General features: G+C 72.5%; 24 protein-coding genes and 1 tRNA gene. 13 read left to right on the top strand and 12 right to left on the bottom strand.

Annotation, left to right across the window (positions count from 1 at the left end):
- Nucleotides 1-58: 58 nt before the first annotated feature.
- Nucleotides 59-862, top strand: coding sequence for a DsbA family protein (locus tag FHS39_RS06115; RefSeq protein ID WP_184347057.1), 804 nt, complete (start codon nucleotides 59-61; stop codon nucleotides 860-862).
- A complete protein-coding gene (locus FHS39_RS06110; protein ID WP_184347055.1) occupies nucleotides 859-1,683 on the top strand; it encodes a cytochrome c biogenesis protein CcdA in 825 nt (274 codons plus the stop codon). Before FHS39_RS06115 ends, FHS39_RS06110 begins: the two co-directional genes overlap by 4 nt.
- A 54-nt stretch (nucleotides 1,684-1,737) precedes the next feature.
- Here the strand turns inward: FHS39_RS06110 and FHS39_RS06105 are convergent, their stop codons facing one another.
- Nucleotides 1,738-2,328 (bottom strand): lytic polysaccharide monooxygenase auxiliary activity family 9 protein, encoded by a 591-nt coding sequence (locus FHS39_RS06105; protein WP_184347053.1) that lies wholly within the window; start codon nucleotides 2,326-2,328, stop codon nucleotides 1,738-1,740.
- A 115-nt stretch (nucleotides 2,329-2,443) separates the two neighbouring features.
- Nucleotides 2,444-3,037, bottom strand: a complete 594-nt coding sequence (locus FHS39_RS06100; protein WP_184347051.1) for an NlpC/P60 family protein — start codon at nucleotides 3,035-3,037, stop codon at nucleotides 2,444-2,446.
- A gap of 391 nt (nucleotides 3,038-3,428) precedes the next feature.
- Between FHS39_RS06100 and FHS39_RS06095 the strand changes: the two genes are divergently transcribed.
- The 3 genes from FHS39_RS06095 (at nucleotide 3,429) to glxA (ending at nucleotide 7,677) form a co-directional block, all read left to right on the top strand.
- Nucleotides 3,429-3,502, top strand: a tRNA-Lys gene (locus FHS39_RS06095).
- A gap of 339 nt (nucleotides 3,503-3,841) precedes the next feature.
- Nucleotides 3,842-5,713: a glycosyltransferase family 2 protein gene (locus FHS39_RS06090; protein ID WP_184347049.1), complete on the top strand. Its 1,872-nt coding sequence runs from the start codon at nucleotides 3,842-3,844 to the stop codon at nucleotides 5,711-5,713.
- Nucleotides 5,710-7,677, top strand: coding sequence for a radical copper oxidase GlxA (glxA, locus tag FHS39_RS06085; protein ID WP_184347047.1), 1,968 nt, complete (start codon nucleotides 5,710-5,712; stop codon nucleotides 7,675-7,677). The genes FHS39_RS06090 and glxA overlap by 4 nt, the downstream gene beginning before the upstream one ends.
- A gap of 22 nt (nucleotides 7,678-7,699) precedes the next feature.
- On the opposite strand, the gene FHS39_RS06080 is transcribed toward glxA, so the two are convergent.
- The 6 genes from FHS39_RS06080 to FHS39_RS06055 form a co-directional block, all read right to left on the bottom strand.
- Nucleotides 7,700-8,746 (bottom strand): glycoside hydrolase family 6 protein, encoded by a 1,047-nt coding sequence (locus FHS39_RS06080; RefSeq protein ID WP_184347045.1) that lies wholly within the window; start codon nucleotides 8,744-8,746, stop codon nucleotides 7,700-7,702.
- Nucleotides 8,747-8,885: 139 nt separating this feature from the next.
- Nucleotides 8,886-9,554 carry a class F sortase gene (locus tag FHS39_RS06075; RefSeq protein WP_184347043.1) on the bottom strand — a complete coding sequence of 223 codons (669 nt, stop codon included), beginning with the start codon at nucleotides 9,552-9,554 and terminating at the stop codon, nucleotides 8,886-8,888.
- Nucleotides 9,555-9,572: 18 nt separating this feature from the next.
- Complete coding sequence (locus FHS39_RS06070; protein ID WP_184347041.1) at nucleotides 9,573-10,193, bottom strand: hypothetical protein; 621 nt, start codon at nucleotides 10,191-10,193, stop codon at nucleotides 9,573-9,575.
- 195 nt (nucleotides 10,194-10,388) lie between these two features.
- Nucleotides 10,389-11,168 carry an HAD-IIA family hydrolase gene (locus FHS39_RS06065; protein WP_184347039.1) on the bottom strand — a complete coding sequence of 260 codons (780 nt, stop codon included), beginning with the start codon at nucleotides 11,166-11,168 and terminating at the stop codon, nucleotides 10,389-10,391.
- A 139-nt stretch (nucleotides 11,169-11,307) separates the two neighbouring features.
- On the bottom strand, nucleotides 11,308-12,093 hold the full coding sequence (locus FHS39_RS06060; RefSeq protein WP_184347037.1) for a hypothetical protein: 786 nt from the start codon (nucleotides 12,091-12,093) through the stop codon (nucleotides 11,308-11,310).
- 99 nt (nucleotides 12,094-12,192) lie between these two features.
- Nucleotides 12,193-13,401: an ROK family protein gene (locus FHS39_RS06055; protein WP_425507740.1), complete on the bottom strand. Its 1,209-nt coding sequence runs from the start codon at nucleotides 13,399-13,401 to the stop codon at nucleotides 12,193-12,195.
- A 69-nt stretch (nucleotides 13,402-13,470) separates the two neighbouring features.
- Here FHS39_RS06055 and FHS39_RS06050 point away from each other — a divergent pair, with 69 nt between their 5' ends.
- Nucleotides 13,471-14,592, top strand: a complete 1,122-nt coding sequence (locus FHS39_RS06050; RefSeq protein WP_184347033.1) for a Gfo/Idh/MocA family oxidoreductase — start codon at nucleotides 13,471-13,473, stop codon at nucleotides 14,590-14,592.
- Here FHS39_RS06050 and FHS39_RS25995 read toward each other — a convergent pair.
- From FHS39_RS25995 to FHS39_RS06040, 3 genes are all read right to left on the bottom strand, one after another.
- Nucleotides 14,477-14,758, bottom strand: coding sequence for a DUF6255 family natural product biosynthesis protein (locus FHS39_RS25995; RefSeq protein WP_425507762.1), 282 nt, complete (start codon nucleotides 14,756-14,758; stop codon nucleotides 14,477-14,479). The genes FHS39_RS06050 and FHS39_RS25995 overlap by 116 nt on opposite strands.
- Nucleotides 14,755-15,045, bottom strand: a complete 291-nt coding sequence (locus FHS39_RS06045) for a hypothetical protein (RefSeq protein ID WP_184347031.1) — start codon at nucleotides 15,043-15,045, stop codon at nucleotides 14,755-14,757. Before FHS39_RS06045 ends, FHS39_RS25995 begins: the two co-directional genes overlap by 4 nt.
- A gap of 294 nt (nucleotides 15,046-15,339) precedes the next feature.
- A complete protein-coding gene (locus FHS39_RS06040; RefSeq protein WP_184347029.1) occupies nucleotides 15,340-16,545 on the bottom strand; it encodes a helix-turn-helix domain-containing protein in 1,206 nt (401 codons plus the stop codon).
- 87 nt (nucleotides 16,546-16,632) lie between these two features.
- Between FHS39_RS06040 and FHS39_RS06035 the strand changes: the two genes are divergently transcribed.
- From FHS39_RS06035 to FHS39_RS06010, 6 genes are all read left to right on the top strand, one after another.
- The gene (locus FHS39_RS06035; protein ID WP_184347027.1) at nucleotides 16,633-16,833 is read left to right on the top strand and encodes a DUF3311 domain-containing protein; all 201 of its coding nucleotides are present in this window, start codon (nucleotides 16,633-16,635) and stop codon (nucleotides 16,831-16,833) included.
- Nucleotides 16,830-18,356 carry a sodium:solute symporter family transporter gene (locus FHS39_RS06030; protein ID WP_184347025.1) on the top strand — a complete coding sequence of 509 codons (1,527 nt, stop codon included), beginning with the start codon at nucleotides 16,830-16,832 and terminating at the stop codon, nucleotides 18,354-18,356. Before FHS39_RS06035 ends, FHS39_RS06030 begins: the two co-directional genes overlap by 4 nt.
- A gap of 57 nt (nucleotides 18,357-18,413) precedes the next feature.
- Nucleotides 18,414-18,764: a DUF6412 domain-containing protein gene (locus FHS39_RS06025; RefSeq protein ID WP_184348669.1), complete on the top strand. Its 351-nt coding sequence runs from the start codon at nucleotides 18,414-18,416 to the stop codon at nucleotides 18,762-18,764.
- A 98-nt stretch (nucleotides 18,765-18,862) separates the two neighbouring features.
- Nucleotides 18,863-19,612 (top strand): YidC/Oxa1 family membrane protein insertase, encoded by a 750-nt coding sequence (locus FHS39_RS06020; protein ID WP_184347023.1) that lies wholly within the window; start codon nucleotides 18,863-18,865, stop codon nucleotides 19,610-19,612.
- Between the two features lie 92 nt (nucleotides 19,613-19,704).
- A complete protein-coding gene (locus FHS39_RS06015) occupies nucleotides 19,705-20,562 on the top strand; it encodes a fumarylacetoacetate hydrolase family protein (protein WP_184347021.1) in 858 nt (285 codons plus the stop codon).
- A gap of 103 nt (nucleotides 20,563-20,665) precedes the next feature.
- Nucleotides 20,666-22,093, top strand: coding sequence for a choice-of-anchor A family protein (locus tag FHS39_RS06010; protein WP_184347019.1), 1,428 nt, complete (start codon nucleotides 20,666-20,668; stop codon nucleotides 22,091-22,093).
- Nucleotides 22,094-22,132: 39 nt separating this feature from the next.
- Here the strand turns inward: FHS39_RS06010 and FHS39_RS06005 are convergent, their stop codons facing one another.
- Complete coding sequence (locus FHS39_RS06005) at nucleotides 22,133-23,494, bottom strand: DUF445 domain-containing protein (protein ID WP_184347017.1); 1,362 nt, start codon at nucleotides 23,492-23,494, stop codon at nucleotides 22,133-22,135.
- 276 nt (nucleotides 23,495-23,770) lie between these two features.
- Between FHS39_RS06005 and FHS39_RS06000 the strand changes: the two genes are divergently transcribed.
- A complete protein-coding gene (locus FHS39_RS06000; RefSeq protein ID WP_184347016.1) occupies nucleotides 23,771-25,096 on the top strand; it encodes an SGNH/GDSL hydrolase family protein in 1,326 nt (441 codons plus the stop codon).
- Nucleotides 25,097-25,100 lie beyond the last annotated feature (4 nt).

Here is a 25,100-nt window from a genome sequence, read left to right as displayed (position 1 = left end):
CACCGGGCCGCGATGCGGCATGCCCTGATCCCGTACGACGCATGGAGCTTCTCCTCTTATGTCCCGCACGTCCTCGCCCAAGTCCTCCCCCAAGAACCCGCGCCCGGCCACGCGCGGCCGCCGCGCCGCTGCCATAGGCGCGGTCGCCGCCCTCGTGGTGGCGCTCGTCGCAACCGGTGCCGCCATCGGCAGCAGCACCGGCGGCTCCGGCAAGCACGAGTCCTCCGGCCCGGCCGCCGGGGCCGCCTTCGACCCGCGGCAGCAGACCTACGACCAGCTGGAGCAGACCACCAGCCGCCGCAAGGACGGCGACCCGCTCGCCCTCGGCAGGCCGGACGCGCCCGTCGTCCTCGTCGAGTACGCCGACTACCAGTGCTCGTTCTGCGGGCGCTTCACCCGCGAGACCCAGCCCGAGCTCGTCAAGAAGTACATCGACGAAGGCGTCCTGCGCATCGAGTTCCGCAACTTCCCGATCTTCGGCAAGGACTCCGAGCGGGCCGCCCGCGCCTCCTGGGCCGCCGGGCGGCAGGGCAAGTTCTGGCAGTTCCACGACGAGGCCTTCGCCAAGCTGCGCAAGGGCGACGCCCTGGCCGAGGACAAGCTCGTCGACATGGCCCGCACCTCCGGCGTGCCGGACCTGGAGAAGTTCCGCGCCGACATGAACGGCTCCGAAGCCGAAGCGGCCGTCAAGAAGGACCAGGACGAGGGCTACCGGCTCGGCGTCCAGAGCACCCCGTCCTTCCTCGTCGGCGGCCGCCCCCTCGCGGGCGCGCAGCCGCTCGCGGAGTTCGAGGACGCCATCGCCAAGGCCAAGGCCGCGAAGGCGGCGGGCGCGGCGGGCAGCGGGAAGTCCGGCAAGTGAGCGACATCGGCTACCTCGCCGCCTTCCTCGGCGGCGCCCTCGCCCTGGTCAGCCCGTGCAGCGCGCTGCTGCTGCCCGCCTTCTTCGCCTACTCGCTCGCGAGCCCCGGCAAGCTGCTCGCCCGCACCGGCGTCTTCTACCTCGGGCTCGCCACCACGCTCGTACCGCTCGGCGCCGCTTCCACCGCGGCCAGCAGGCTCTTCAACGGCCACCGCGAACTGCTGGTCGCCGTCGGCGGCTGGACGGTGATCGCCCTGGGCGCCGCCCAGATCGTGGGCCTGGGCTTCGCCTCGAAGAAGGCCCAGGCCGCGGCCGGGCGCATCACGCCGCGCACGGCGGCCTCCACCTTCCTGCTGGGCTGCGTCTACGGACTCGCCGGGTTCTGCGCCGGGCCGATCCTGGGCGCGGTGCTGACCGTGACCGCGGTGAGCGGCAACGCGGTCTACGGCGCGTCGATGCTCGCCGTCTACGCGCTGGGGATGGCGCTGCCGCTGTTCGTGCTGGCCCTGTTCTGGGACCGCTTCGGGCTGGGCGGCCGCCGGTGGTTGCGGGGGCGGGAGCTGCGGATGGGACGGCTGCGGCTGCACACCACGTCCTTGGTGTCGGGGTTGTTCTTCATCGGCATCGGGGTGCTCTTCCTGGCCTTCGACGGGACGACCGGCCTGCCGGGCGTGCTCGACGCCGACCAGGAGTTCCGCCTGGAGGAGCTCGCCTCGCGCCTGGGCAACGCCGTGCCCGACTACGCGCTGCTGGCCGTGGCCGCGCTGGTCGTGGCGGGGGTGCTGGGCCGGATCGCGCTGCGGCGCGACCCCGAGGAGTAGCCGGGGTACAGCCGTGGGGCGACCGCCGGACGGTCGCCCCACGGCCCGCCCACGTCAGAACTGCACGTCCGAGCAGGCGTAGAAGGCGTTGCCGGTGTCCGCGATCGTCCACACTGCGACGATCAGCTGCTTGCCCGTTCGGCCGGAGGGGAGGGTGCCCTGGTGGGTGACGGTGGCGTCGGGGACCCGGCCGCCGTAGGGGACGGTGAGGAACGGCTGGAGGTCGAGGTCGGCCCGGGTGAGCGGCCTGGTGGGGTCGTAGGTGCCGTTGGTGAGGTAGTAGCGGAAGTCCGTGGTGGCGTGCCGGGCGGTGAGCCGCCAGCGGAAGGTGTAGCTCTGGCCCGCGCTCACCTGGGTGGCGGGCCAGTCGCCGCCGCGGGGGTCGTCGAGTTCGGCGAAGCGGCTGTTGCCGCCGGCACAGATGGTGCCGTCCGAGGGCCCATGGGACGGGAAGCCCTTGGGGCCTTCGACGCTCTGCGGCTCCCACTGGATCTCGCCGCAGTCCTCGACGGTGCCGTCGGCGCAGAACGCCTGACGACTGGTGGGGGAGTCGGTGTAGCCGTGACTGCTCGCGCTGCCGGTGGCCAGGACGGACACACAGGCGACGCCTAAGCCGATGATCGCCGCACTGATCTTTCTGCGCATGCTGCACTCCTCGAGAACGTGGGGGGTTCCGTGAGTCGAGTGGATTGCGGTCTAGACCAAGACGGAGGCTAATACCGGTCGTTGATCATGTCCAGGTCAACACTCGGGGCGCCCGTCACCCACAGGTACAGGTCTCCCCCTCGCCCGTATGGGTGAAGGGTGCATGCTCCGGCCGCACCTCGGAGCCGCCTTCGAAGGTGCCGTCCGACCCGCCCTCCGGGTCCTCTTCCAGCCACTCCTCCCGCGCTTCCTCATGGTGGGCGGGCAGCTGCACCCGGCCGTACATGTGCGAGTCGAAGCGCGAGAACGAGGAGATGCGGACCTTGGTGCCGGGCCGGGCCGCCTCGATGTAGCGGCCGCCGCCCATGTAGATCGCCACGTGGTGCACCCCGGAGGCCTTGCCGTTGCCGGACCAGAAGACCAGGTCGCCGCGGCGCAGCGCGCTGCGCGGGATGCGGGTCGTGGCCCGGTACTGGTCGGCGGCCACGCGCGGCAGCCGGACCCCCACCCGGCGGTAGGCCTGCTGGACGAGCCCGGAGCAGTCCCAGTGGTGGGGGCCGGCGCCGCCAAGGGCGTACGGGTCGCCCACGTGGCGCAGCGCGTAGGCGACGGCGGGCTCCAGATCGGAGACGGCGTCCGCGACCGCCTGGTCCTGGGGCGGCGCGGGCGGCTCCGCGGCGGGGGCCGCGGTCCCCGAGCCGACGATCACCGCCGCGCCCGCGACGGCCCCCAGGACCGCAGCCCGGAGCCCTCCATGCGCGTGACTGCCGTGGCCGCCGTGACTGCCGTGATCACGTCGAGCGTCATGACGGGTATGGCTGGTATGACCGGCTATGTCATCGGGCATCTCCCTGCTGCCTTTCCCTGACCTTCATCACCTCTCGCCACTTGGGCGCCGTCCGCCACAGCTTCTCAACGCCCTGGAGAAACCGCACGCCGCTGGGCGACTACGGAACGTATTCTCCGCCCCCCACAAACAGCAGCAAAACGGGCGGCAAGGCGGCGGAAATCCACCCGTGGGTCACCCTCGGGCACCCCGCCCGCCACGGGCGTGGTCGGAAGCACCCCCGGATGTCAGGTAGAGTTTTCTCTGTCAGCAGGCGCCGCTAGCTCAGTTGGTTAGAGCAGCTGACTCTTAATCAGCGGGTCCGGGGTTCGAGTCCCTGGCGGCGCACGCGAGACTCAGGGCTCCTCACCAATGGTGAGGAGCCCTGAGTCGTTCCTCGTGTGATGCGAACACACAAGCGTGTCAGATGTGACCACTTAAGCAACATTCGCACGCATCTTCGTTCGACGTACCGCTTTGCCCGGTAAACACCTTGTTTCACCCTTGCGATCATGATGCGGGGTCGGAGATCCTGTAGCGCACAGATACACCCAATGTCACTGTCTGACCAGGGACTTGGGTGGTGCCGGGGGGAGCCGGCACCAGCGCGCCCGCGCGGTTCGAGGGGGGCCCGCGGGCCCATGAACTGGCATTCACGCAGTCAGCATGCGTGCGGGGGGATGACTCATGACGTCTACGCCTGCCGACGCCCGGCAGCAGTCCCACGGCCGGGCCGCCGACGGCCCATCGGTGACGACCCGCCTGCGGGCGCCCGCCCCGCCCGGCGCGGGCGGCGTCCCACGGCAGCCCGGCACCCCGCGGCAGTCGCCGCCCCACCACCGGCGGCCCCTGCCGCGCTACGACTACGAGCACTACAGTCGGCTGGCGGGCCCGCTCGGCCAGCCCCCGCCCGAGGGCCAGGGCCCGTACCGGGTCCGCTACCGCAGCCTGCTGGCCGACGAACCGCACCGCATCCAGGCCGCGTTACTGCTGGGCGCGGCGCCCGTCGTCTCCGTCGTCCTCCTGGTGTGGCTGATGCAGCCCGCCCACTGGACCCACCGCGACGGCGCCACGCTCACCATGCGCGTCCTCGACGCCGTGATGCTGGTCTCGATCGGCCTGATCGAGCTCTTCCGCACGCTGAACGTCACCTCCAACGCCCACGCCACCCTGGTCGCCCGCGATCCGATACCGGTGGTTCCCGAATCCGGCACCAAGGTCGCCTTCCTCACCTCGTTCGTGCCCGGCAAGGAGCCGATCGAGATGGTCACCAGAACGCTCGAGGCGGCCGTCCGGGTGCGCCACCGCGGCCCCGTGCACGTCTGGCTGCTGGACGAGGGCGACGACCCCGAGGTGAAGGCGGTCTGCGAGCGGCTGGGCGTCCGCCATTTCAGCCGCAAAGGCGTGGAGAAATGGAACCAGGCGAAAGGCCCGCACCGGGCCAGGACCAAACACGGAAACTACAACGCCTGGCTGGACGCCCATGGCGACGCCTATGACTTCTTCGCCTCCGTCGACACCGACCACGTACCGCTGCCCAACTTCCTGGAGCGCATGCTCGGTTACTTCCGTGACCCGGATATCGCCTTTGTCGTTGGACCTCAGGTGTACGGGAACTACGACACGGCGGTCACCAAAGCCGCCGAGAGCCAGCAGTTCCTCTTCCACGCCCTCATTCAGCGCGCCGGCAACCGCTACGGCGCGCCCATGTTCGTCGGCACCAACAACGCCGTGCGGATCAGCGCGCTCAAAGGCATCGGCGGGCTCTACGACTCGATCACCGAGGACATGGCCACCGGCTTCGAGCTGCACCGCCACCGCAATCCGGCCACCGGGAAGAAATGGCGCTCGGTCTACACCCCGGACGTGCTCGCCGTCGGAGAAGGGCCGAACGCCTGGACGGACTTCTTCACCCAGCAGCTGCGCTGGTCCCGCGGCACCTACGAAACGATCATCAAGCAGTACTGGAAGGGGGCCTTCACCCTTTCCCCCGGCACCTTTCTGAACTACACACTGATGGTCATCTATTACCCCATGACCGCGATCAACTGGATGCTGGGCGCCCTCAGTTGCGCCCTCTTCCTCGGGCTCGGCGCATCCGGAATCCAGATCGACTCCGAGGTCTGGATGATGCTCTACAGTGACGCGGCCGCCCTCCAGATCGGCCTTTACATCTGGAACCGCAGGCACAATGTCTCCCCGCACGAACCCGAAGGGTCCGGCGGCCTCGCGGGCATGGTGATGTCCGCGCTCTCGGCCCCGATCTACGCCCGCTCGCTGACGGACGCGGTGCTGCGCCGCAAGAGCAGGTTCGTCGTCACCCCGAAGGGCGATTCAGCCAGCCCCGACACCCTCTTCGGGACCTTCCGCATCCACCTGTTCTTCCTGGCCGTCTTCGGCGGCTCGCTCGCGGCCTCCTTCTTCCTCGGCCACACCCATGTGGCGATGCGCACCTGGGCGACGCTCGCCCTCGCGGTCACCCTCGCGCCGATCGCCGCGTGGTGGTGGACCCTGCACCATGCGCCAGGCTCCCGGCAGTCCGAGGAGGCGCACCGATGAGATTCCGCCTCGGCAGCCTCGGCCGCCCCAGCCGCCGCACCCGTCGCCTGGCCTTCGGCTCCGCGGCCGTGGTCGTACTCGCCGGAATGAACGGCCCGGCCCTGTGGGGATACGCCGCCGACCAATACCACGACTACAAGATCAATCAGCCCGGGTACAAGGCGCGGAACGGGCACTGGGACGTGGCGGACGTCCCCGGGAAGTACCGCATCAACACCATTCACGCCGCCCTGCTGCACACCGGCAAGGTGCTGCTCGTCGCCGGTTCCGGCAACAACGCCGCCAATTTCAAGGCCAAGTCCTTCCGCACGGTCCTGTGGGACCCCCGCACCAACACCTACAAGAACATCCCCACCCCGAAGGACCTCTTCTGCGCCGGGCACACCCAGCTGCCCGACGGCAACCTCCTCGTCGCGGGTGGCACCCAGCGCTACGAGAAGCTGGACGGCGACGTCACCAAGGCCGGCGGGCTGATGGTCGTGCACAACGAGGATCCCGACAAGCCGATGACCCTCCCCGCCGGCACCCGCTTCACGGGCCGGGAGAACCGCAAGACCTTCGAGTCCAAGGACGCCGTGCTCGTGCCGCGCGCCAAGAAGGAGACGCGGGACGACAAGATCGTGGTGACCGCCAGCACCGCGCGCGTCTATGTGGAGGCCCGGGAGAAGGGCCACGCCTACGAGACCGGGACCACGGACAACTACCGCGTCGAAGGGCTCGGCGGGAAGGACGCCCAGAACGTCTACGGCATCGCCAACAAGCTCTCCTTCGACAAGAAGGACTTCCAGGGGATCAAGGACGCCTTCGAATTCGACCCGGTGGCCGAGCGCTACATCACGGTCGACCCGATGGAAGAGGCCCGCTGGTATCCGACGCTGACCACCCTCCAGGACGGCAAGGTGCTCTCGGTCTCCGGGCTCGACGAGATCGGCCAGGTCGTCCCCGGCAAGAACGAGATCTACGACCCCGCCACCAAGAAATGGACGTACCTGCCCAAGGAGCGGTTCTTCCCCACCTACCCCGCCCTCTTCCTCACCAAGAAGGGGAAGATCTTCTACACCGGTTCCAACGCGGGCTACGGCCCCGCCGACCGCGGCCGGGTCCCGGGCCTGTGGGACGTGGCGAGCAACGACTTCACCGAGGTGCCCGGCATCAGCGACCCGGACATCCTGGAGACGTCCATGTCCGTACTGCTGCCGCCCGCCCAGCAGCAGCGCTACATGGTCCTCGGCGGCGGCGGCGTGGGCGAGGACCGCAAGTCCACGGCCAAGACCCGCATCGTCGACCTGCGCAACGACAAGCCCCGCTTCCACGACGGGCCCGACCTCTACGCCAAGGTCCGCTACCCCAGCAGCGTCATCCTCCCCGACGACACGGTGCTGACGACCAACGGCTCCGGCGACTACCGGGGCCGCAGCGACTCCAACGTGCTGGCCGCCGAGGTCTACGACCCCGCCGCCAACGCCACCCACGCCGTCGCCGACCCGCTGGTGGGCCGCAACTACCACTCGGGCGCGCTGCTGCTGCCCGACGGCCGGGTGATGACCTTCGGCTCCGACTCGCTCTTCGGCGACAAGGACAACTCCAAGCCCGGCACCTTCCAGCAGCAGATCGACCTCTACTCCCCGCCCTACCGCTTCCGCGAGACCCGCCCCGAGATCAAGGAGACGGCGCCGCGCACGGTGAAGCTGGGCGACCGCAGCACCTACCGGACGAGCGATCCCCGGCAGATCGAGAAGGTCCGGCTGATCCGGCCGGGTTCCTTCACGCACGTCACCAACGTGGAGCAGCGGTCGATCGCGCTGGACTTCTCCCGGACGGCCGACGGGGTGACGGTGACCGTCCCCAAGGACCCGTCCCTGGTGCCGCCCGGCTGGTACATGCTGACGGTCGTCGACGGCCGGGGCACCCCGGCGGAGGCGGTGTGGGTGAAGGTGCCGGTGGCGGACGGCCTGGCGCGGTAGGCGGCTCAGGGCCCGGGAGGCGTCAGCGTGCGTTGCGCGCGAGCTCCAGCGCGTACGTCTCCCACCACTCCCCCGCGTCCGGGCCGCCCTTGCAGGAACCGTCCGACTCGCCCGGGCGCTTGACCCACAGGTAGGCGTCGACCAGGGAATCGCCCGTGCGGGTGGTCGGGGGCACCCCCAGGGCCCGGCCCGAGGGGTTGCACCAGGCCTTTTCGTGGTCGGCGCCGGACAGCGGGCCGTTGCCGTTGCGGCTGGTGTCGATGACGAAGTGCTTGCCGCCGACCAGGCGGGAGAGCCGGTGGCCGTAGTCCTTGCTGTCCGCCGTGGTCTGGAAGTTGGAGACGTTCAGCGCGAAGCCGTCGGCCTGGTCGATGCCGGCCCGCTTGAGCGGATCCGCCATCCGGTCGGCGGGCGTGACCCAGCTGGGGTTGCCCGCGTCCAGGTAGACCTTGGTCCTGGGCAGCGCCTTGAGCTTGCCGACGGCCTCCTTGAGCAGCGCGAAGCGCTCCTCGTGGAACTGCTGCGGCGTACAGCCGTCCTCCATGTGCGGCAGCGCGTCCGGCTCCAGGATCACCGTGGCGGCGCGGTCGCCGATGCCCCTGGCCGCCTGGTCCAGCCACGACCGGTAGGCATCGCCGTCGGAGGCGCCGCCCTGGGAGTACTGGCCGCAGTCGCGGTGCGGGATGTCGTAGAGGACCAGCAGGGCGTCCCGGTCGGCCTTCGCGGCCGCCTCGGTGAAGCCGCGCGTCTGGCTCTCGGGGTTGTCGACGCCGATCCACTCCGCCACCGGCTGGGCGGCGATCTTCGAGATCAGCTCGGCGTCCTGCTTCTTGCCGTCCTGGCGGAGCCGGGCGGCCATCTTGGCGGCCGTCCCGTCCGGGTTCACCCAGAAGGGTGACTGGGTCTTGGGGAGCTGGGAGGGCGGCGTCGCCGTCGGCGTGTCCGTCCGCCGTGACTCGTCGGAGGACGAGGAGCAGCCCGCGAGGAGCAGCAGCACCCCCGCCGCCGCTCCCGCCCGGGCCAGGACCCCGCGGACCCGGCGCGTCGTGCCGGTGCTGCTGCCGTACATCCACTCCCCCTTGGGTGTACTGCCTCTGGGCTGGGAGTTGCCGTCTCAATGCTGGCACAGACGTGCCCACGGCCGGGGGCCGTCATGCCACGACACGTGTGGCGTCGCCCTGTTGGGCGACCGATGCGCCGGAGGCGCCCTAGACCGGTCCGGTCCGGGAGCCGGTGAGGTAGGCGGAGACGACCACGTTGGCGTTGTACGAGCGCCGGGCGCGGTCGTACTCGCCGCCGCAGGTGATCAGGCGCAGCTCGGCGCGGTGGCCGTCGCGCGGCCCGTAGACCTTGCGGGCGTCGAAGCGGTCCTTGGTGAAGACGGCGACGTCCTCGACCGTGAACTCGGCGACGGAGCCGTCGGAGCGCGCGACGCTGACGGTCTGGCCGGGCTTGATGCTGCTGAGGCCGTAGAAGACGGCGCGTGAGCGGTCGGTGTCCACGTGCCCGACGAGGACGGCCGCGCCCCGGGTGCCGGGCGGGGGGCCGCCGCGGTACCAGGCGACCGCGCCGGGGCGGTCGTAGGGCGGCGGGTCGACGGCGCCCGCGGCGTTCAGGCCGCGGTCCTCGATGGGGGCGCGCAGGCGCATCGCCTTGATGGCGAGGGTGCGGGGGCCGGCCTCGGGCAGCGGCGGGTGGGCGGGGGGCAGCGCCTGGCCCGACAGGCTCGCGGCGGTGACTCCCCCGGCCGCCGGAGAGCCGGCTATCGGGCCTTCGGTGATGTGCCGGCCCCACAGCCACAGGGCCGACAGCAGCGCGGTCCAGGCCAGCACGGTCAGGAGGCGGCTGGCACCGCTCGGTCGGTCGTCATCGGACATGGCGCCGGGCCGCCTCCCTCAGCTCTCCGGCTGTTCGGCGTTCTGCTCGGCCTTCAGCTCCGCGTTGGTGCGGCGGCGGTACCAGATCAGCCCGCCGGCGATGGCGGCCGTGGTGCCCGCGAGGACGAGGCCGGGGGTGCCGGGCGCCTCCGCGGCGGCCGCGTGCGCGGTGCCGCCGCCGCCCGCCGGGACGGGTGCGACGGGGGTGGCGGCTTGCCGGTGTTCGCCACGGGCGGGGCGGGCGTCGCGCACGTCCGTCGCGGGCTGGGTCTCGGGGAGTTCGCGGCCGTCGGTGACGACGGTCAGCCGGCCCAGGGCGGTGGCGTTGTAGCCGTCGCAGTTGACGACGACCGGGTAGGTGCCCGCGCCCACGGTCTTGCGGATGGTGGCCTCGGCGAACAGCCCGGCGGAGTCCTTGGCGAGGCGGGCGTCGGAGACGAACGCCTCGGACGTGGCCGTCGCCCGTTCGCTGCGGCAGCCCGAGACCCGGAGCTGGACCTCGGCGCCGGGGCGGCTGGTGACGGGGGTGAGTTCGATCGTTCCGGACATGGTGGCGGGGCCGTCGCTCGCGTGCGCGGGGCCCGCGCAGACGGCGACGGCCGCCACGGCGGCGCAGAGGGCGAAGCGGACAGAATCCATGGTGAACCTCCTGGTACTCCAGAGATTCACCGCCCGGCAGTGGGGACGCATCCGCTCCGTAGCCGATTTGCTCCGTTCGGTGCGCGGCTGGCCCGGATCGGGTCACGGGATGGGACCAGAAAGACCAGAGAGCGCCTCTTTCGGGCCGAGTCGGTTCGGGTCGGCCCGAAGAGGCGCTCTGTCAGATGAGCTCGGTCAGATGAGCTCGGTCAGGTCGGCGATCGAGTCGACGACGCGCGAGGGGCGGAAGGGGTAGCGCTCGATCTCCTCGGGCCGGGTCAGCCCGGTGAGCACCAGGAAGGTCTCCATTCCGGCCTCCAGCCCGGCCAGCACGTCGGTGTCCATCCGGTCGCCGATCATCGCGCTGGTCTCGGAGTGGGCGCCGATCGCGTTGAGCCCGGCCCGCATCATCAGCGGGTTGGGCTTGCCGACGAAGTAGGGCTCGCGGCCGGTCGCCTTGGTGATCAGCGCGGCGACGGAGCCGGTGGCGGGCAGCGCGCCTTCGGCGGAGGGGCCGGTCTCGTCGGGGTTGGTGGCGATGAACCGGGCGCCCGCGTTGATCAGCCGGATGGCCTTGGTGAGCGCCTCGAAGCTGTAGGTGCGGGTCTCGCCGAGGACGACGTAGTCGGGTTCGACGTCGGTGAGGACGTAGCCGATGTCGTGCAGCGCGGTGGTCAGCCCGGCCTCGCCGATGACGTAGGCGGTGCCGCCGGGCCGCTGGTCGTCCAGGAACTGGGCGGTGGCCAGGGCGGAGGTCCAGATGTTGGCCACCGGCACGTCGAGCCCGATGCGGGCGAGGCGGGCGTGCAGGTCGCGCGGGGTGTAGATGGAGTTGTTGGTCAGCACCAGGAACGGCCTGCCGGACTCGCGCAGCCGCTTGATGAAGGCGTCGGCCCCGGGGACGGGGATTCCCTCGTGCATGAGCACACCGTCCATGTCGGTGAGCCAGGATTCGATCGGCTTGCGCTCTGCCACAGTGGGACTCCTGCCGTGCTTCGCCCATCGCTGGGCCCGTGGGGACGGAACGCCGGGACGCCGCCGCTCGTGCGCCGTCCCGACACCGTCCAGCCTAATCAGCCCTGGAAATTGATCTTCCAGCCCGGCCAGCTCCCGCTCAGCGCCTCAGTCGCCGCGCCCCCGCGACGAGCGCCGCACCCGCCACCAGCAGCGCGCACGCCGCGGTCCCGATCCCGAACAGTGGCTGGGTATCCCCCGTATCGGCCAGCGCGCCCGGCCGGCCGGCCCCTTCGGCGGGCGAGGCGCTGGGCGCGGCCGACGGCACCGTGCCGGGCCGGCCCCCCACCGCGAAGGCGTAGTCGTCGGACTCCCCCACCCACGCCCCGTCCGCGCCCCGCCGCTGCACCGCGGTGACGTTGGCGGTCACCGCCCCCTCGGGCGCATCGCCGCCGAACGCCAGCCGCAGCGGCACCACCACCGTCCCGTGCGCGGGCACCACGAAGCCCGGGAAGTCGGGCGCCCGCCCGTCGAGCACGCCGACGTTCTCCGCCTCCTCCGTCCGCTCGAAGCTCACGGGCCGCCAGCGGGAGGCGCCGGAGTCGTAGAAGTCCAGGTGGATCTGGCCGGGTTGGAGCGCTCGGCCGCTGTCGGCCAGGACGGCGACCGGGTGGACCGCGCGGCACTCCGCCTCCGTCCCGTTGCGCAGCTCCAGCTGCCACGCCGCGGGCGCGCCCCCGCGCTCGTACGCACCCGGGCCGCCGCTCAGCCGCGAGGCGATCGGGAAGTCGGCGCTGTGCGCGTCGCCGCAGTGCGGCGGCTGGGTGCGGGCGAGGGCGGAGGCGGGCGCGGGGGCGCGCGGCACGGGGGCGGCCGCGAGGGTGCACGCGGCCGCGGCGAGGAAGAGGGTCCGCCGGACGGGCCCTGGAAAACAGGTCGGGGACATCGCGGCACCTTTGCGGGCGGGGACTCCGGTTCGCCGGAGACATCCCCGCACGCGGCGGCCGAGGCGAGCGTCACGCGGGCCCGTACGCCCGACTGGCCGTCAGATCCCGCCCGATGAGCCGATTGTCGTTCCGGTCGGCTGGTCCGGACAGGTGATGAACCCGGCTCGTCCGAAGAGCGGGGCGAGCACCAGTTCGGCCGCGCCCTCGACCACCGTGCCCCCGCCGCCGGGTGCGACGGCCACCGGCGCGGCACCGGCGAGCACGGCCCGCACCCCCTCGGCGTACGGCTCGGGGGCGGCGAGGACGGTCCGCCCGCCGAGCAGCACGAGATCGATGTCCAGCAGCCGTACGAGGTTGGCGGCGCCGATGCCGAGCAGGCGCGCGGCCCGCGCGGTGTCCCCGTCGGCGACCGCGCCCAGGCACAGCACCTCCAGGCAGCCGCGGTCGCCGCAGGGGCACGGCGGGCCGTCGAGCTGGAGCACCTGATGCCCGAACTCGCCCGCCCCCGTCCTGGCCCCCCGGTGCACGGCGCCGCCGAGGACGAGCCCGGCGCCGAGGCCGGTGCCGAGGTGGAGGTAGGCGAAGGAGCCGCCCCGGAACGCCCCGCCGCGCAGCACGAGGCCGAGCGCGGCGGCGTTGGTGTCCTTGTCGAGCACGACCGGCAGCCCGAGCCGGGCGCCGAGCGCCTCGCACAGCGGGAAGCCGTCCCACTGGGGGAAGCCGGTGACGCGGTGCAGGACGCCGGCCGTGTGGTCGAGCGGGCCGGGGGCGGCGACGCCGACGCCGAGGACGGCACCGGGCGCCCCCGCGGCACCCGCCTGCGACAGCAGCGCCGCCACCTCGGCCGTCACCGCGTCCAGCACCGCCCGCTCGCCCGCGCCGAAGGCGAGCGGGGCCGTACGGGTGGCGACGGCGGCACCGGTCAGGTCGACGAGGGTGACCGTCAGCGCGTCACGGTCGAGGTGGAGGCCGACGGCGTGGGCCGCGGTGGGGACCAGGCGCAGCACGGCCGCCGGTTTGCCGCCGGTGGATGCGCGGCGTCCCGCCTCGGCGGCCAGGCCGGCGGCCCGCAGCCGTGCGGTGATCTTGCTGACGGCCTGCGGGGTGAGCCCCGTGCGTGCGGCGAGCTCCGTCCGGCTGGCGCCGCGCTCCCCCGCGTCGCGCAGCAGGCCGAGGACGACGGCGGAGTTGTGGCCGCGCAGAGCGGCGAGGTTGGCGCCAAGGTGGAGGCGGGGAGCGGCAGAGGCATTCTCCGGCTGCGCCTCGTCGGTGGTGCGCGCCTCGTCGGTGGCGGGGTCGGTCGTCACGCGGTCTCTCACAGGCCCCATTCTCCCCTCCGCTTGCGCTTCCGCAACACTGTTGCCAAAGTGGAGGGCATGGACGATGTCTTCGGCACCCCCCGCCCGCCCCTCCGCGTGGGCCTCGTCGGCTACGGCCTCGCGGGCTCCGTCTTCCACGCGCCCCTGATCGCCGCCACCGACGGCCTCGTCCTCGACACGGTCGTCACCGGCAACGCCGAGCGGCAGCGGCAGGCCGCCGCCGAACACCCCGGCGTGCGCACCGTCGACACCCCCGACGCCCTCTTCGCCCGTGCGGACGAGCTCGACCTGATCGTCATCGCCTCCCCCAACCGCACCCACGTCCCGCTGGCCCGGGCAGCCCTCGAAGCGGGGCTGCCCGTCGTCATCGACAAGCCCCTGGCCGCGACGGCCGCGGAAGCCCAGGCCCTGGCCACGCTCGCCGACACCCGCGGCCTGCTGCTGAGCGCCTTCCAGAACCGCCGCTGGGACAACGACTTCCTCACCGTGCGCAAGCTGCTCGCCGACGGCACGCTCGGCGAGGTCCAGCGCTTCGAGTCCCGCTTCGAGCGGTGGCGGCCGCGCCCCAAGGGCGGCTGGCGCGAGTCCGGCGACCCCGCCGAGATCGGCGGCATCCTCTACGACCTGGGCAGCCACCTGGTCGACCAGGCCCTCGCCCTCTTCGGCCCGGCCGTCACCGTCTACGCCGAGTCGGACGTACGGCGCCGGGGCGCCGAGGCGGACGACGACACGTTCATCGCCCTCACCCACGCCGGCGGCGTCCGCTCGCACCTGTGGATGAGCGCCACCGCGGCACAGCTCGGGCCGCGCTTCCGGGTGCTGGGCGACACGGCGGGCTATGTGAAGTACGGCCTGGACCCCCAGGAGGCCGCCCTGCGGGAGGGCTTGCGGCCCGGCAACGGCACAGCGTGGGGCGCGGAGCCCGAATCCGCGTGGGGGCGCCTGGGCGCGGGAGAGTCCCCGCTGACCGGCGGCGGCGAACCCGTTGCGACCCTTCCGGGCGACTACCCCGCCTACTACGCCGCCATCGAGGCCGCGCTGCGCACGGGCGGGCGGCCGCCCGTCACCGCGCGGGAGGCTGCAGCGGCGCTGCGCGTCCTGGAGGCGGCGAAGACCTCGGCGGCCGAAGGCCGTACGGTGCACCTGGCGGAGGACGACGTGCTGGCGGCGACGCGGTGAACGGGCCCGAGGGGATGGCGACCGGCAGACCGGTGGGCCTGAGCGCGCCGTACGCAGTGAACCGGATCGTCCCGCAGGCCCGGCAGCGGGCCTGACCGGGGCCGTGCGCCCACCCGGCGTGATGCGTGCAGTGCGCGACGAGCCGCCCGGCGGCGTAGGCGGTCACCACGGGTTCTCCTTCGGCAGCAGATGCGCATTGCGGAAGTGGCTGCGCACGGCGATGGTCGCGTCCTCGGCCTTGGCATGGTCGTCTCCCGCCGCGGCCGACCGCCGGGCGGCTTCCAGCTCGGTGCATTCGGCGCAGCCGACGGGTGAGTGCGAGGTGGTGGCGCCGGCTCCCGCGCCGTCGCGCCCCTTCCGGCTACGCTCGTTCGTCTCCCGCACTCTCGCCCTGAGCTCCGCCTCCCGCTGAGTGCCGGTCCGGTCGTATCCGTGCTGATCGGCGTTCTGCATGGTGACCACCTTGCGTCGCGGCGCCGCGACGGCCCAGGGGCAGGCCGTGCGAGTCGGCGACGCCGGTGGGACGTGGTGTCCTAGGGCGTGTCCGATGGGTCAGTGCGGGTCCCGCGGCGTCTGGCGCTGGGGGCACCTCCCAGCGGTAGCTGGGGGAGCATCGCAAGGCGGAGCATGACCCGCGTACTGGGCGTACTCGGGTCATGCGACAACGCGGCGAGGTGCCGTGCCGGGGGCACCTCCCAGCGGTAGCTGGGGGAGTCGCGGGGCCTGTGCCGACCCATCGGACACGCCCTAGCCGTCGATCTCCAGGCGGAAGGCGAGATCCTTGATGGGAGACGTCCGGCGGGCCTCGCGCCCCCTCAGTTCCGCCACGAGGTGGCGGGACGAGCCGTGATAGCGCATCCATTCCGGAGCTGTGCGTTCCGCCGTGAGCAGCGCCCGTGTGGCTTCCTGATCGCGGTGCATCTCCGCGTAGGCCGTTGCGCGGTCCAGGTGGTGACGGGCGAGCCAGGTGGGGGGGAGTGAGGCCAGGCCGGGGATGCGTGCGGCGTGGGTGAGGGCCTGGTCCGGCCTGCCCATGTCCACATAGGCGTTGACCATCGCGACCCCGGCGTTCGTGGGGCCGAAGGGCGTCGCGTAATCGAGGCGGTCGGCACCGATACGGGCCGCGGCAGCGGAGGCCAGGGACAGCAACTCCTCGGCCACGTCGTTGCGTTCCCGCCGCACCGCGGCCGTCGCACCGCGCAGCAGCAGGATCCCCCAGAGCGCCAGGCCCACCGGGGCCGACCTGAAACCGGGCTCAATGCGTTCGGCCATGTGCACGGCCACGTGCTCGGCGTCGGCGACCCGGCCCTGCTTGGAGAAGATCCAGGAGAGGGTGGAGACGCCGATGACCTCCAAGTGCGGGTCGTCGGACTTCGCCGCGGCTTCCATGGACCGCTCCAGCGCGGTGTAGGCGGCGTCCTCTTTGCCGAAGGCGGTCAGGGTCGTGGCCGCGACCTGGTACGCCTCGGCGAGTACAGCGTACGACGCCGCCCGTTCGCCGCCGGTGAAGTGCCGCACCGCGGCGCGGGCATCGGACAGCAGCGTCGGCAGCACCGCCGTGATCTTCGTCAACTCGCCCTGGCGTCGGATCCTTTCGGTGCTGCGGAGGCTGCTCTGCAGACCGGCCACCGTCGGAGGCGGAACATCCTCTTCGGCAACGAGCCCAGGGAAGTCCGACAGAGGAGTCACCGCCTGCCGCAGGGCCAGAATGCTCGGCGGCTCGGCGCCACCGGACGAGGCCAGGACCACGGGCGGCCCGAGCAGCGCGGACGTCTCGATGTCCAGGGCGCGGGCCAGCCGGTTGAGCGTGCTCATCCGCGCGGTGAACCGCTGGTTCTGTTCCAGCTTGCGCACCGTGTCGACGCTCAGCCGCGCCTTATCGGCCAGCGCCTCCTGGGTCAGGCCCCGCCGCATGCGCAGCTCACCCAGCCGGTCCCCGAGTGTCGCCGTCATCACCCCGCCCGATCGGGAGAGTCCACCACCTCCGTTCCACAGTACGCCCAACTGAAATACCGTCGGCCAAGACCTAGGGTCGACCCCGTGCTGAAGAAACGTCCCGCCTTGTTGTGGCTGCTGGCCCCCTACGTGCTCTACCTGGGCGTGCTGCCCCTCGTGGACCGCGTCCACCCGACCGTGCTCGGCCTGCCCTTCCTCTTCTTCTGGCTGTTGCTGGCCACGCTGCTCACCCCGGCCGCCGTCTACGTCGCCTGGCGCTCCGACCGCAAGCGGGGGCGGGCGTGAAGGCCACGGTCGCGACGTCCGTGTTCGCGGTCTTCATGCTGCTGACCGTGGTCCTGGGGCTCCTGGCCGTACGGGGCCGCGGCCGGGGCGGCGGGCTCACCGAGTGGTCGGTGGGCGGCCGCAGCCTGGGCACGGTCTTCATCTGGGTGCTGATGGCGGGCGAGGGCTACACCAGCTTCAGCTATCTGGGCGCGGCGGGCTGGGGCTACAACTACGGCGCACCCGTGCTGTACGTCATCGCCTACCTCTCCTGCGGCTACGCGATCGGCTACGTGGTCGGCCCGACCCTGTGGTCGTACGCGCGCCGGCACGGCCTCGTCACCATCACCGACATGGTCGCCCACCGCTACGGGCGGCCATGGCTGGGAACGCTGGTGGCGATCCTGGCGACGGTGTGCCTGCTGCCGTACATCCAGCTGCAGATCACCGGGATGGGGGTCGTCGTCTCGACGATCTCCTACGGGACCATCAGCCTGAACTGGGCCTACTTCATCGCCTTCGCCGTGAGCACCACCTTCGTGGCGGTGAGCGGGCTGCGCGGCAGTGCATGGGTGTCCGTGCTCAAGGACGTCCTGGTCATCGGCACGCTCGGCTTCCTGGCGATCTATGTGCCGGTGCACTACTTCGACGGCTACGGGCCCTTCCTGGACCGCCTGGTGGCCGAGAAGCCCGCCTGGCTGACGCTGACGGGGCACGGGGGCAGCGGGCTGGGCGGCAGCTGGTTCGTCACGACGAGCTTCCTCAACTCGCTGACGGTCGTCATCTTCCCGACCACCGTCGCCGGCTATCTGGGGGCGCGCGACGCCAACGCCCTGCGCCGCAACGCCATGCTGCTGCCGTTCTACAACGTGCTGCTGTTCGTGCCGATGCTGCTGGGCATGGCGGCCGTCTTCATCGTGCCGGGGCTGACGGGCGCCGGGTCGAACCTGGCGCTGTTCAAGCTGGTCGTGGACTCGCTGCCCGCCTGGGCGGTGGGGCTGATCGGGGTCGCGGCGGCGCTGTCCTCGATCGTGCCGATGGCGGTGTTCATGCTGGTCATCGGGACGATGTGGGGGCGGAGCGTGCTGGGGGCCGTGCCGCGCCTGGCCGACCGCCCGGACCGGCAGAAGGTGGCCGCCCAGGTCGTCGTGGTGGCGGCCGGGGCGCTGGCCCTGGTGATGACCTATACGGTGCCCAACACCCTGGTGCGGCTTTCGCTCATCTCGTACGAGGGCATGGCCCAGCTCGTCCCCATGATTCTTCTGGGCCTGGTGTGGCGGAAGCTGACGCTGTGGGGAGCGTTGAGCGGGCTGGTGGCGGGCGGTGCGCTGGTGTGCGCGCTGGTGTTCACCGAGCACGACCCGGTGTGGGGGGTGAACGCGGGAGCTCCGGCGCTGGCGCTGAACCTGCTGGTGGCGCTGGCGGTTTCCCTGTTCGGGCCGCAGCCCGTGGACGCGCGGCCGGACGAGGACGTCCTGGCGTCGGACCCGGGAATGGCCGGTGACGTGGGCCCGGCGGCGTCGGCTGTCAGTGGTTCGGTCTAACATCGGAACGAACGGGGATGCGAGAGCCTCCATGCATATGGGGGCCTCGTCATGACGATGCGTCATTTTGTACAGAGGGTTGGGGGGAGCGCTGTGAACGCCGTCTTTCGTACGCACATCAGCGTGCTCCTCTTCCTGCTGGCCGAAGTGCTGCTCCTGCAGAGCGGCCTGGTGAGCGCCGTGGTCGCGCTCGCCGCGACCACCACCGCCGTCGCGGCCGCGCTGGTGCTGTGCGCCATGGCCGCCGTGGCGGCCGCCCGCACGGCCGGGCCGCTCACGCCGACCCGAATACGCACCGCGATACGCGACCGTGAGCTGCGCACCGCGTTCCTCGCCCAGCGTGATCCGGATGCCCAGGGCCGCCGACGGCCCCGAGCGCCCGGGTGCGCCCTCCCGACGGCCGCGTAGGCGCTCCGCTCCACTCACTGCTCCAGCGGGCCCGCGCGGTTCGTCACGCCGAAATCCTTTTTCCGGCACGACGAGACCCGTGGAGGGTTGGTCCACCCATGTCCTTTTTCGCACCCCTAGGTTCGCTCCTCTCCCACCTGGCCGACACGCTGCATCCGCTCTGCGGTGCCTCGGCCACGGCCGCCGCGATCGTCACGCTCACCGTGTGCGTCCGGCTGGCGCTGCACCCCCTGGCCAGGGCCGCGGCGCGGGGCGAGCGGGCGCGCGCGGAGCTGGCGCCCAAGCTGGCGGAGTTGAAGCGCAAGCACGGCAAGAACCCCGAGCGGCTGCAGCGGGCGGCGTCCGAGCTCTACGCCAAGGAGGGCACGTCGCCGCTGGCCGGGTTCCTGCCGACGCTCGTCCAGCTGCCGGTGTTCTTCGTGATGTACCGCTTGTTCTCCACCGGTAAGGGCGGCCGGGCCCTGCTGGACCACACGCTGTGGGGTGCCCCGCTGGGCGGCCGGTGGGCCGACGCGCTGGGCCACGGCGGTCCGGTGGGCGCGCAGGGGCTGGTGTACCTGGGCCTGTTCGTGCTCGTGGGCGCGGTCGCCACGTGGACGTACCGGCGCAACCGCAAGGCGGCCGCGGACCGGCCCGCACCGGCCGCCGGGGAGGCGGCGCTGCCGGGCGCGGCGGTGATGGCGAAGGTGGCGCCCCTGCTGTCGTTCGGGACGCTGATCACCGCTGCCGTGGTGCCGCTCGCGGCCGGTCTCTACCTGGTGACGACCACGACGTGGACGGCGGTCGAGCGGGCGTACCTCCAACGGGCGCGCACGCCGCGACCGGCAGCCGCGATTGACGCCAAGTAGGCGTTCGCAGACCGAAACGGGCCTTGTGGAGAGGGCCTCCGCTCTTGGACGATCTTTCGGGGCCGGCCTTTCGGATTTCGGGAGTTGTAGCGATGAAGCTGCTGCGTGTCGGGCCTCCGGGCGCGGAGCGCCCGGCGCTGCTCGACGAGGACGGGACGCTGCGCGACCTGTCGGCGCTGGTGCCGGACGTGGACGGGGCGCTGCTCGGTGACGAGGCGGCGCTCGCGCACGTACGGGCCGCCGTGGGCGCGCGCGTGCTGCCGGTCCTGGACCGGCGGGGGCTGCGCATCGGCCCGCCGGTGGCCCGCATAGGCAAGATCGTCTGTGTCGGGGTGAACTACCGGGACCTCGTGGCCGAGGCGGGCGTGGCGACGCCCGCGGAGCCGGTGCTCTTCATGAAGGCCCCGGACACGGTCGTCGGCCCGGACGACACGGTGCTGGTGCCGCGTGGCGCGGAGAAGACGGACTGGGAGGTCGAGCTGGCGGTCGTCATCGGGCGCACGGCCCGCTATCTGCGCACCGACGAGGAGGCGCTGGCGGCGGTCGCCGGATATGCGGTGACGAACGACGTGTCCGAGCGCGCCTTCCAGAACGAGCGCGGCGGCCAGTGGGACAAGGGCAAGAACTGCGAGACGTTCAACCCGTTCGGGCCGTGGCTGGTGACGGCGGACGAGATACCCGACCCGCATGCGCTGGGCATGCGCCTGTGGGTCAACGGCGAGCTGATGCAGGACTCCAGCACGGCCGAGCAGATCTTCCCGGTCGCCCACGTGGTGCGCTACGTCAGCGGGTTCATGACGCTCTACCCGGGTGACGTCATCAACACCGGCACCCCCGCGGGCGTCGCCTTGAGCCGTCCCGAGCCCAAGCCGTATCTGCGGGCGGGGGACGTGATGGAGCTGGAGATCGACGGGCTGGGGCGGCAGCGCCAGCAGCTCAAGGACGCCTAGGGGCGCGCGCCGGACCCGGCCGGCGTGGGGCGGGTGGGCCGTCCGGGGGCACCGGTGCGTGTACTGCCGCATGCGCCGCCAAGTGACATGCATATTTTCGGATATGCGCCAGAGCGAGCGACAGCGGGAGCCGGTGTGGCAGCGCGAGCCCGGGTGCCGAGGGCGTCCGGGCAGTCACCGGGGCAGGCGGCACGGCAGGCACCGCGCGGTCCGGGTGGCCCTGCGCCCGGCGGCCCGCGGCGCGGCCGCTGCTCTGGTCGGGGTCGGCGGCGCGCTGCTGGCCTGGGTGTTCACCGCGTCCGGTATCGCCGAACCGCTTCCGGCGGGCCTCGGTCCCTGTGTGCCGGGCACCTGCCCGGCCGCGTACCCCGATCCGCACAACGGGCCGGTGCTGGGCCGGGACAACGGCATCAACGTCTTCGTCGGCGGCGACTACGCCGTGCGTCAGGCGGCGGCGGAGGCGGAGGGCCGGGTCGTCGTGCTCGGCAACTTCGACATGGCCAAGGGGGTGGGCGTGCCGCCGGTGTACAGCGTGGGGGTCGTCGGCACCGGCTCCCGGGTCCCGCCGGACAACGGTTCGGCCTTCCTGCGCGTGGGCGGCGCGGTGCGGGTGGCCGCGGGGCAGCGGCTCGTCGCCGAGGAGGGCACGGTCCGGGGCTCGGTCGCCTACGCCGGGGGGTCCTCCGGCACGGTGAGCCCGGCCGGTGCGCACGACAAGCACGCGGTCGCCTCCTACCGCGGGCTGCGGGAGGAGCTCACCTCCGTGAGCTCGTGCTACGCGTACGACAGGGGGATGCCGCGCGGGGCGACCGGTGTCGCGGTCAACCAGGGGGACAAGACCGTCTTCACGGGGGACGGGACGTCCGCGCTCCAGGTCTTCAACGTGGGCTTCGACCTGACCGCGGTGGGCGGCGGGCCGCAGTCCTTGGCGTTCGAGCGGATCCCGGCCGGGGCCACCGTGCTCGTCAACCTCACCAACCCGCCCGACGGCGACACCCGTACGGTCAACACGCTCCCCGGCAAGGTCGTCGGGGTGCAGCGGGAGAAGCTGCTGTGGAACTTCCCGGATGCGAAGGACGTCCGGCTGGTGGGCACCGGGCAGTTGGACGGCGCGGTTCTGATCGGCCGGGCGTCCAGTGCGACCCGGGTGACCTTGCCCAGCCTGAACGGCCGCTTCTTCACGGCCGGTTCGCTCATCCACGAATCGGGCGGCGGCGGGGGCAGCCAGGCGTTCCACGCCTACCCCTTCGAGGGCAGCCTTCCCGACTGCGGTGCGGGGGCGCCCCGGGCGTCGTTCTCGCAGGACGACGACGCCAAGGCGCCGCGCGCGCCGGCGCCGCTGAGCGGGCCGGGTCCCCTGCCGGGCCCGGCCACGCGGCCGGGCACCGGAGACCGTGTCACGGGTGACGGCCATGAACTGGCCCGCTCCGGGCCGCCCATGAGCCCGACGATGGCCATGGGCACGGGCCTGGTGGCGACGGGCTCGGGGCTGGCGCTGCTGGTGCTGTACCGGTCGCGGACGATGCGGTGAGGGCGCACATTGCCCGGCGGCGAGGAGCGGGCGGGCTCCCTATGCCCCCACCAGCCGCGACGCCGTGTAGATGCACAGGCCCGCCAGCGCCCCGACCACCGTGCCGTTGATCCTGATGAACTGCAGGTCACGACCGATGTGGGCCTCGATCTTCCGGGAGGTCTGCTCCGCGTCCCAGCTCGCCACCGTGTCCGTGATGAGCAGCGTGATCTCGTCCCGATAGGTCGTCACCACATAGACCGCCGCGTCCTCCAGCCAGCCGTCGATCTTGGCGCGCAGCCGGTCGTCGGCGCTCATGCGGGCACCCAGGGAGAGGATCGCGGCGCGGGCGCGCAGCCGCAGTTCGCTGCGCTCGTCCTCCGCCGCCGCCACGACCATCGCGCGGACCGAGGCCCAGGTCGAGGCGATCAGGTCCTGGACCTCGGCGCGGCCCAGCACCTCGGACTTCAGGCGCTCCACGCGGGCCCGGGTGTCCTCGTCGGACCGCAGGTCGCGGGAGAAGTCGGTCAGGAAGCGGTCGACCGCGCCGCGCGCCGGGTGGTCCGGCATGTCGCGCATCTCGGTGGCGAAGCGCAGCAGCTCCTTGTAGACGCGCTCGCCGACCTTGCGGTCCACGAAGCGCGGCGTCCAGCCGGGGGCACCGCCGGTGACCGCCGCCATCACCGACTCGCTGTGCGCGACCAGCCAGTCGTGGGCCCGTGCGCACACCAGGTCCACCACCCGGCGGTGGCCGCCGTCGGTGACGATCTTCTCCAGCAGGGTGCCGATGCCGGGCGCGATCTCGGCCTGCTCCGCCCTTCGGGTGATGGCCTCGCCCACGACCGCCTGGACGTCCGCATCCCGCAGGACGGTCAGTGCGCCGCGCAGCGCGGTGGCCAGCTCGGCCGTCACCCGGTCGGCGTGCGCGGGCTCGGCGAGCCAGGCGCCCAGCCGGGAGCCGATGCCGACCCCGCGCAACCGTACGCGCACCACCTCACCGGAGAGGAAGTTCTCGCCCACGAAGTCGCCCAGGCTCTGCCCCAGCTGGTCCTTCTTGGTGGGGATGATCGCGGTGTGCGGAATGGGCAGGCCCATGGGGCGCCGGAAGAGGGCGGTCACGGCGAACCAGTCGGCCAGTGCGCCGACCATGCCCGCCTCGGCGGCGGCCGCCACATAGCCGGGCCAGCCCGTCCAGCCCGCCGTCTGCGCCCACCTCGCCAGCGAGTAGACCAGCGCGACGGCCAACAGCAGCCCCGTCGCCAGGGCCTTCATCCGGCGGACGCCGCGCCGCTTGAGCTCGTCCGCGGCGCTGTAGGTGAAACCGCCGGGCGCAGGGGGCATCACCCTTTCGGCGGCATCTGCCCGGGCGGCGTCCGGGCCGCCCTGGCCGGCGGCCGGCCGCTCGGCTTGGAACCGATCCATCCGCACCACCCGTTCCGGCTGTCCTCATGTGCATTGTCCCTACCTGACCGACTCGGGGAACGGCCGGAGAGTTCCCCGCGTCTGACAAGTCGCACCTGCCGGGCGACGGACCGGCACCTCGTGGACGTCCGGCCCCCGGGCCGGTCAGAGCGCCCCCATGGGATCATGGGGCCGCACTCGGACCGCGCGGGCGAACGTCGCCGACCAGCTGCACCGACCCGGTTCCGCACACCGGAGCCGTACGCTCCGCCGTCCATGTCCAGGAGACATCCGCCCATGAAGAGGTCGCCCCTGCCCCGCGGTGCGGCGTACGCCGTGCTCGCCGCACTGGCGGCCGTGGTGATAGCCGTCTCAACAGCGATATTCGTCGGGGTCGGCAGCAACGACGGCCCGCCCGCCGCGCAGCCGCACGAGGCGCGGCGCTCCGCCGCGCCCGCCGCCGCGGGCAGCTGGGTCGGCTCCTGGTCCACCTCCCCCTCCGGCGCGGAGCCGGGCACCGACCGGGGCTTCCCCGGGCAGACCATCCGCAACGTGGTGCACCCCACCATCGCGGGCACCAGCGCCCGCGTGCAGCTCTCCAACCTCCACGGCACCCAGCCGCTCACCATCAGCCACTCCTCCCTCGGCCTCGCCGCGACCCCCGGCAGCGCCACCGCCGCGCCGGGCAGCCTGCGGCCGCTGACGTTCGGCGGCCGGCCCGTCGTGACCATCCCGGCCGGCCAGGCCGTCACCAGCGACCCGGTCCGGCTCGGCATCGGCTACGCCTCCGACCTGCTCGTCAGCACGTACTCCCCCACCCCCTCCGGCCCGGTGACCTTCCACCCGCACGCCCGTCAGATCTCCTACCTGGCGCACGGCGACCAGACGCAGGAGGCGGGCGGCGCCCCCTACGCCACCAAGACCGCGTACTGGCGCTACGTCACCGCCGTCGACGTCTGGAGCACGGAGGCGCAGGGCGCGGTCGTGGCGCTCGGCGACTCGATCACCGACGGCATCTCGGCCACCATGGGCGCCAACCACCGCTGGACGGACTTCCTCGCCTCGCGGCTGCGCTCCGAGCCGGGCGCGCCGCGCTACAGCGTCCTCAACGAGGGCATCAGCGGAAATCGCGTCCTGCTCGGCGGCATGGGTTCCTCCCCCACCGACAACCCCAGCGGTCTCCAGCGCCTCGACCGCGACGTGCTCGCCCGGGCGGACGTCCGCGCCGTCGTCGTGGAGCTGGGCGTCAACGACATCCTGCGCAGCCCGCGGCAGATGGACCCCGACCGGATCGTGGCGGGCCTACGGGCGCTGGTCGACCGGGCGCACGCGCGGGGCCTGCGCGTGGTGGGCTCCACGCTCACGCCCTTCGCCGGGCACGCCGGCGTCGACCCCGAGCAGGAGCCCGTGCGCCAGGCCGTCAACAGCCAGATCCGCACCGGGCGCGTCTTCGACGACCTCGTGGACTTCGACCTGGCGCTACGCGACCCGGCCGACCCGCAGCGGCTGCTTCCCGCGTACGACTGCGGCGACCACCTGCACCCGAGCGACGAGGGCTACCGGGTGATGGCCGACACACTGGACCTGGACGCCCTCAAGGGAGAGGCGTCGGCGGCGCTGTAGGGCT

Origin of the sequence: Streptomyces olivoverticillatus (assembly GCF_014203555.1) — a bacterium.
Classification (GTDB): domain Bacteria; phylum Actinomycetota; class Actinomycetes; order Streptomycetales; family Streptomycetaceae; genus Streptomyces; species Streptomyces olivoverticillatus.
The sequence above is the reverse complement of the archived record's forward strand: the minus strand, read 5'-3'. Positions and strand labels throughout refer to the sequence as shown.

Coding starts and splice junctions, on each gene's coding strand:
- FHS39_RS06115 (WP_184347057.1), top strand. CDS start 59: ATGTCCCGCACGTCCTCGCCCAAGTCCTCCCCCAAGAACCCGCGCCCG.
- FHS39_RS06105 (WP_184347053.1), bottom strand. CDS start 2,328: ATGCGCAGAAAGATCAGTGCGGCGATCATCGGCTTAGGCGTCGCCTGT.
- FHS39_RS06090 (WP_184347049.1), top strand. CDS start 3,842: ATGACGTCTACGCCTGCCGACGCCCGGCAGCAGTCCCACGGCCGGGCC.
- glxA (WP_184347047.1), top strand. CDS start 5,710: ATGAGATTCCGCCTCGGCAGCCTCGGCCGCCCCAGCCGCCGCACCCGT.
- FHS39_RS06080 (WP_184347045.1), bottom strand. CDS start 8,746: ATGTACGGCAGCAGCACCGGCACGACGCGCCGGGTCCGCGGGGTCCTG.
- FHS39_RS06075 (WP_184347043.1), bottom strand. CDS start 9,554: ATGTCCGATGACGACCGACCGAGCGGTGCCAGCCGCCTCCTGACCGTG.
- FHS39_RS06070 (WP_184347041.1), bottom strand. CDS start 10,193: ATGGATTCTGTCCGCTTCGCCCTCTGCGCCGCCGTGGCGGCCGTCGCC.
- FHS39_RS06060 (WP_184347037.1), bottom strand. CDS start 12,093: ATGTCCCCGACCTGTTTTCCAGGGCCCGTCCGGCGGACCCTCTTCCTC.
- FHS39_RS06050 (WP_184347033.1), top strand. CDS start 13,471: ATGGACGATGTCTTCGGCACCCCCCGCCCGCCCCTCCGCGTGGGCCTC.
- FHS39_RS06045 (WP_184347031.1), bottom strand. CDS start 15,045: ATGCAGAACGCCGATCAGCACGGATACGACCGGACCGGCACTCAGCGG.
- FHS39_RS06040 (WP_184347029.1), bottom strand. CDS start 16,545: ATGACGGCGACACTCGGGGACCGGCTGGGTGAGCTGCGCATGCGGCGG.
- FHS39_RS06025 (WP_184348669.1), top strand. CDS start 18,414: ATGCGTCATTTTGTACAGAGGGTTGGGGGGAGCGCTGTGAACGCCGTC.
- FHS39_RS06020 (WP_184347023.1), top strand. CDS start 18,863: ATGTCCTTTTTCGCACCCCTAGGTTCGCTCCTCTCCCACCTGGCCGAC.
- FHS39_RS06015 (WP_184347021.1), top strand. CDS start 19,705: ATGAAGCTGCTGCGTGTCGGGCCTCCGGGCGCGGAGCGCCCGGCGCTG.
- FHS39_RS06010 (WP_184347019.1), top strand. CDS start 20,666: ATGCGCCAGAGCGAGCGACAGCGGGAGCCGGTGTGGCAGCGCGAGCCC.
- FHS39_RS06005 (WP_184347017.1), bottom strand. CDS start 23,494: ATGGATCGGTTCCAAGCCGAGCGGCCGGCCGCCGGCCAGGGCGGCCCG.
- FHS39_RS06000 (WP_184347016.1), top strand. CDS start 23,771: ATGAAGAGGTCGCCCCTGCCCCGCGGTGCGGCGTACGCCGTGCTCGCC.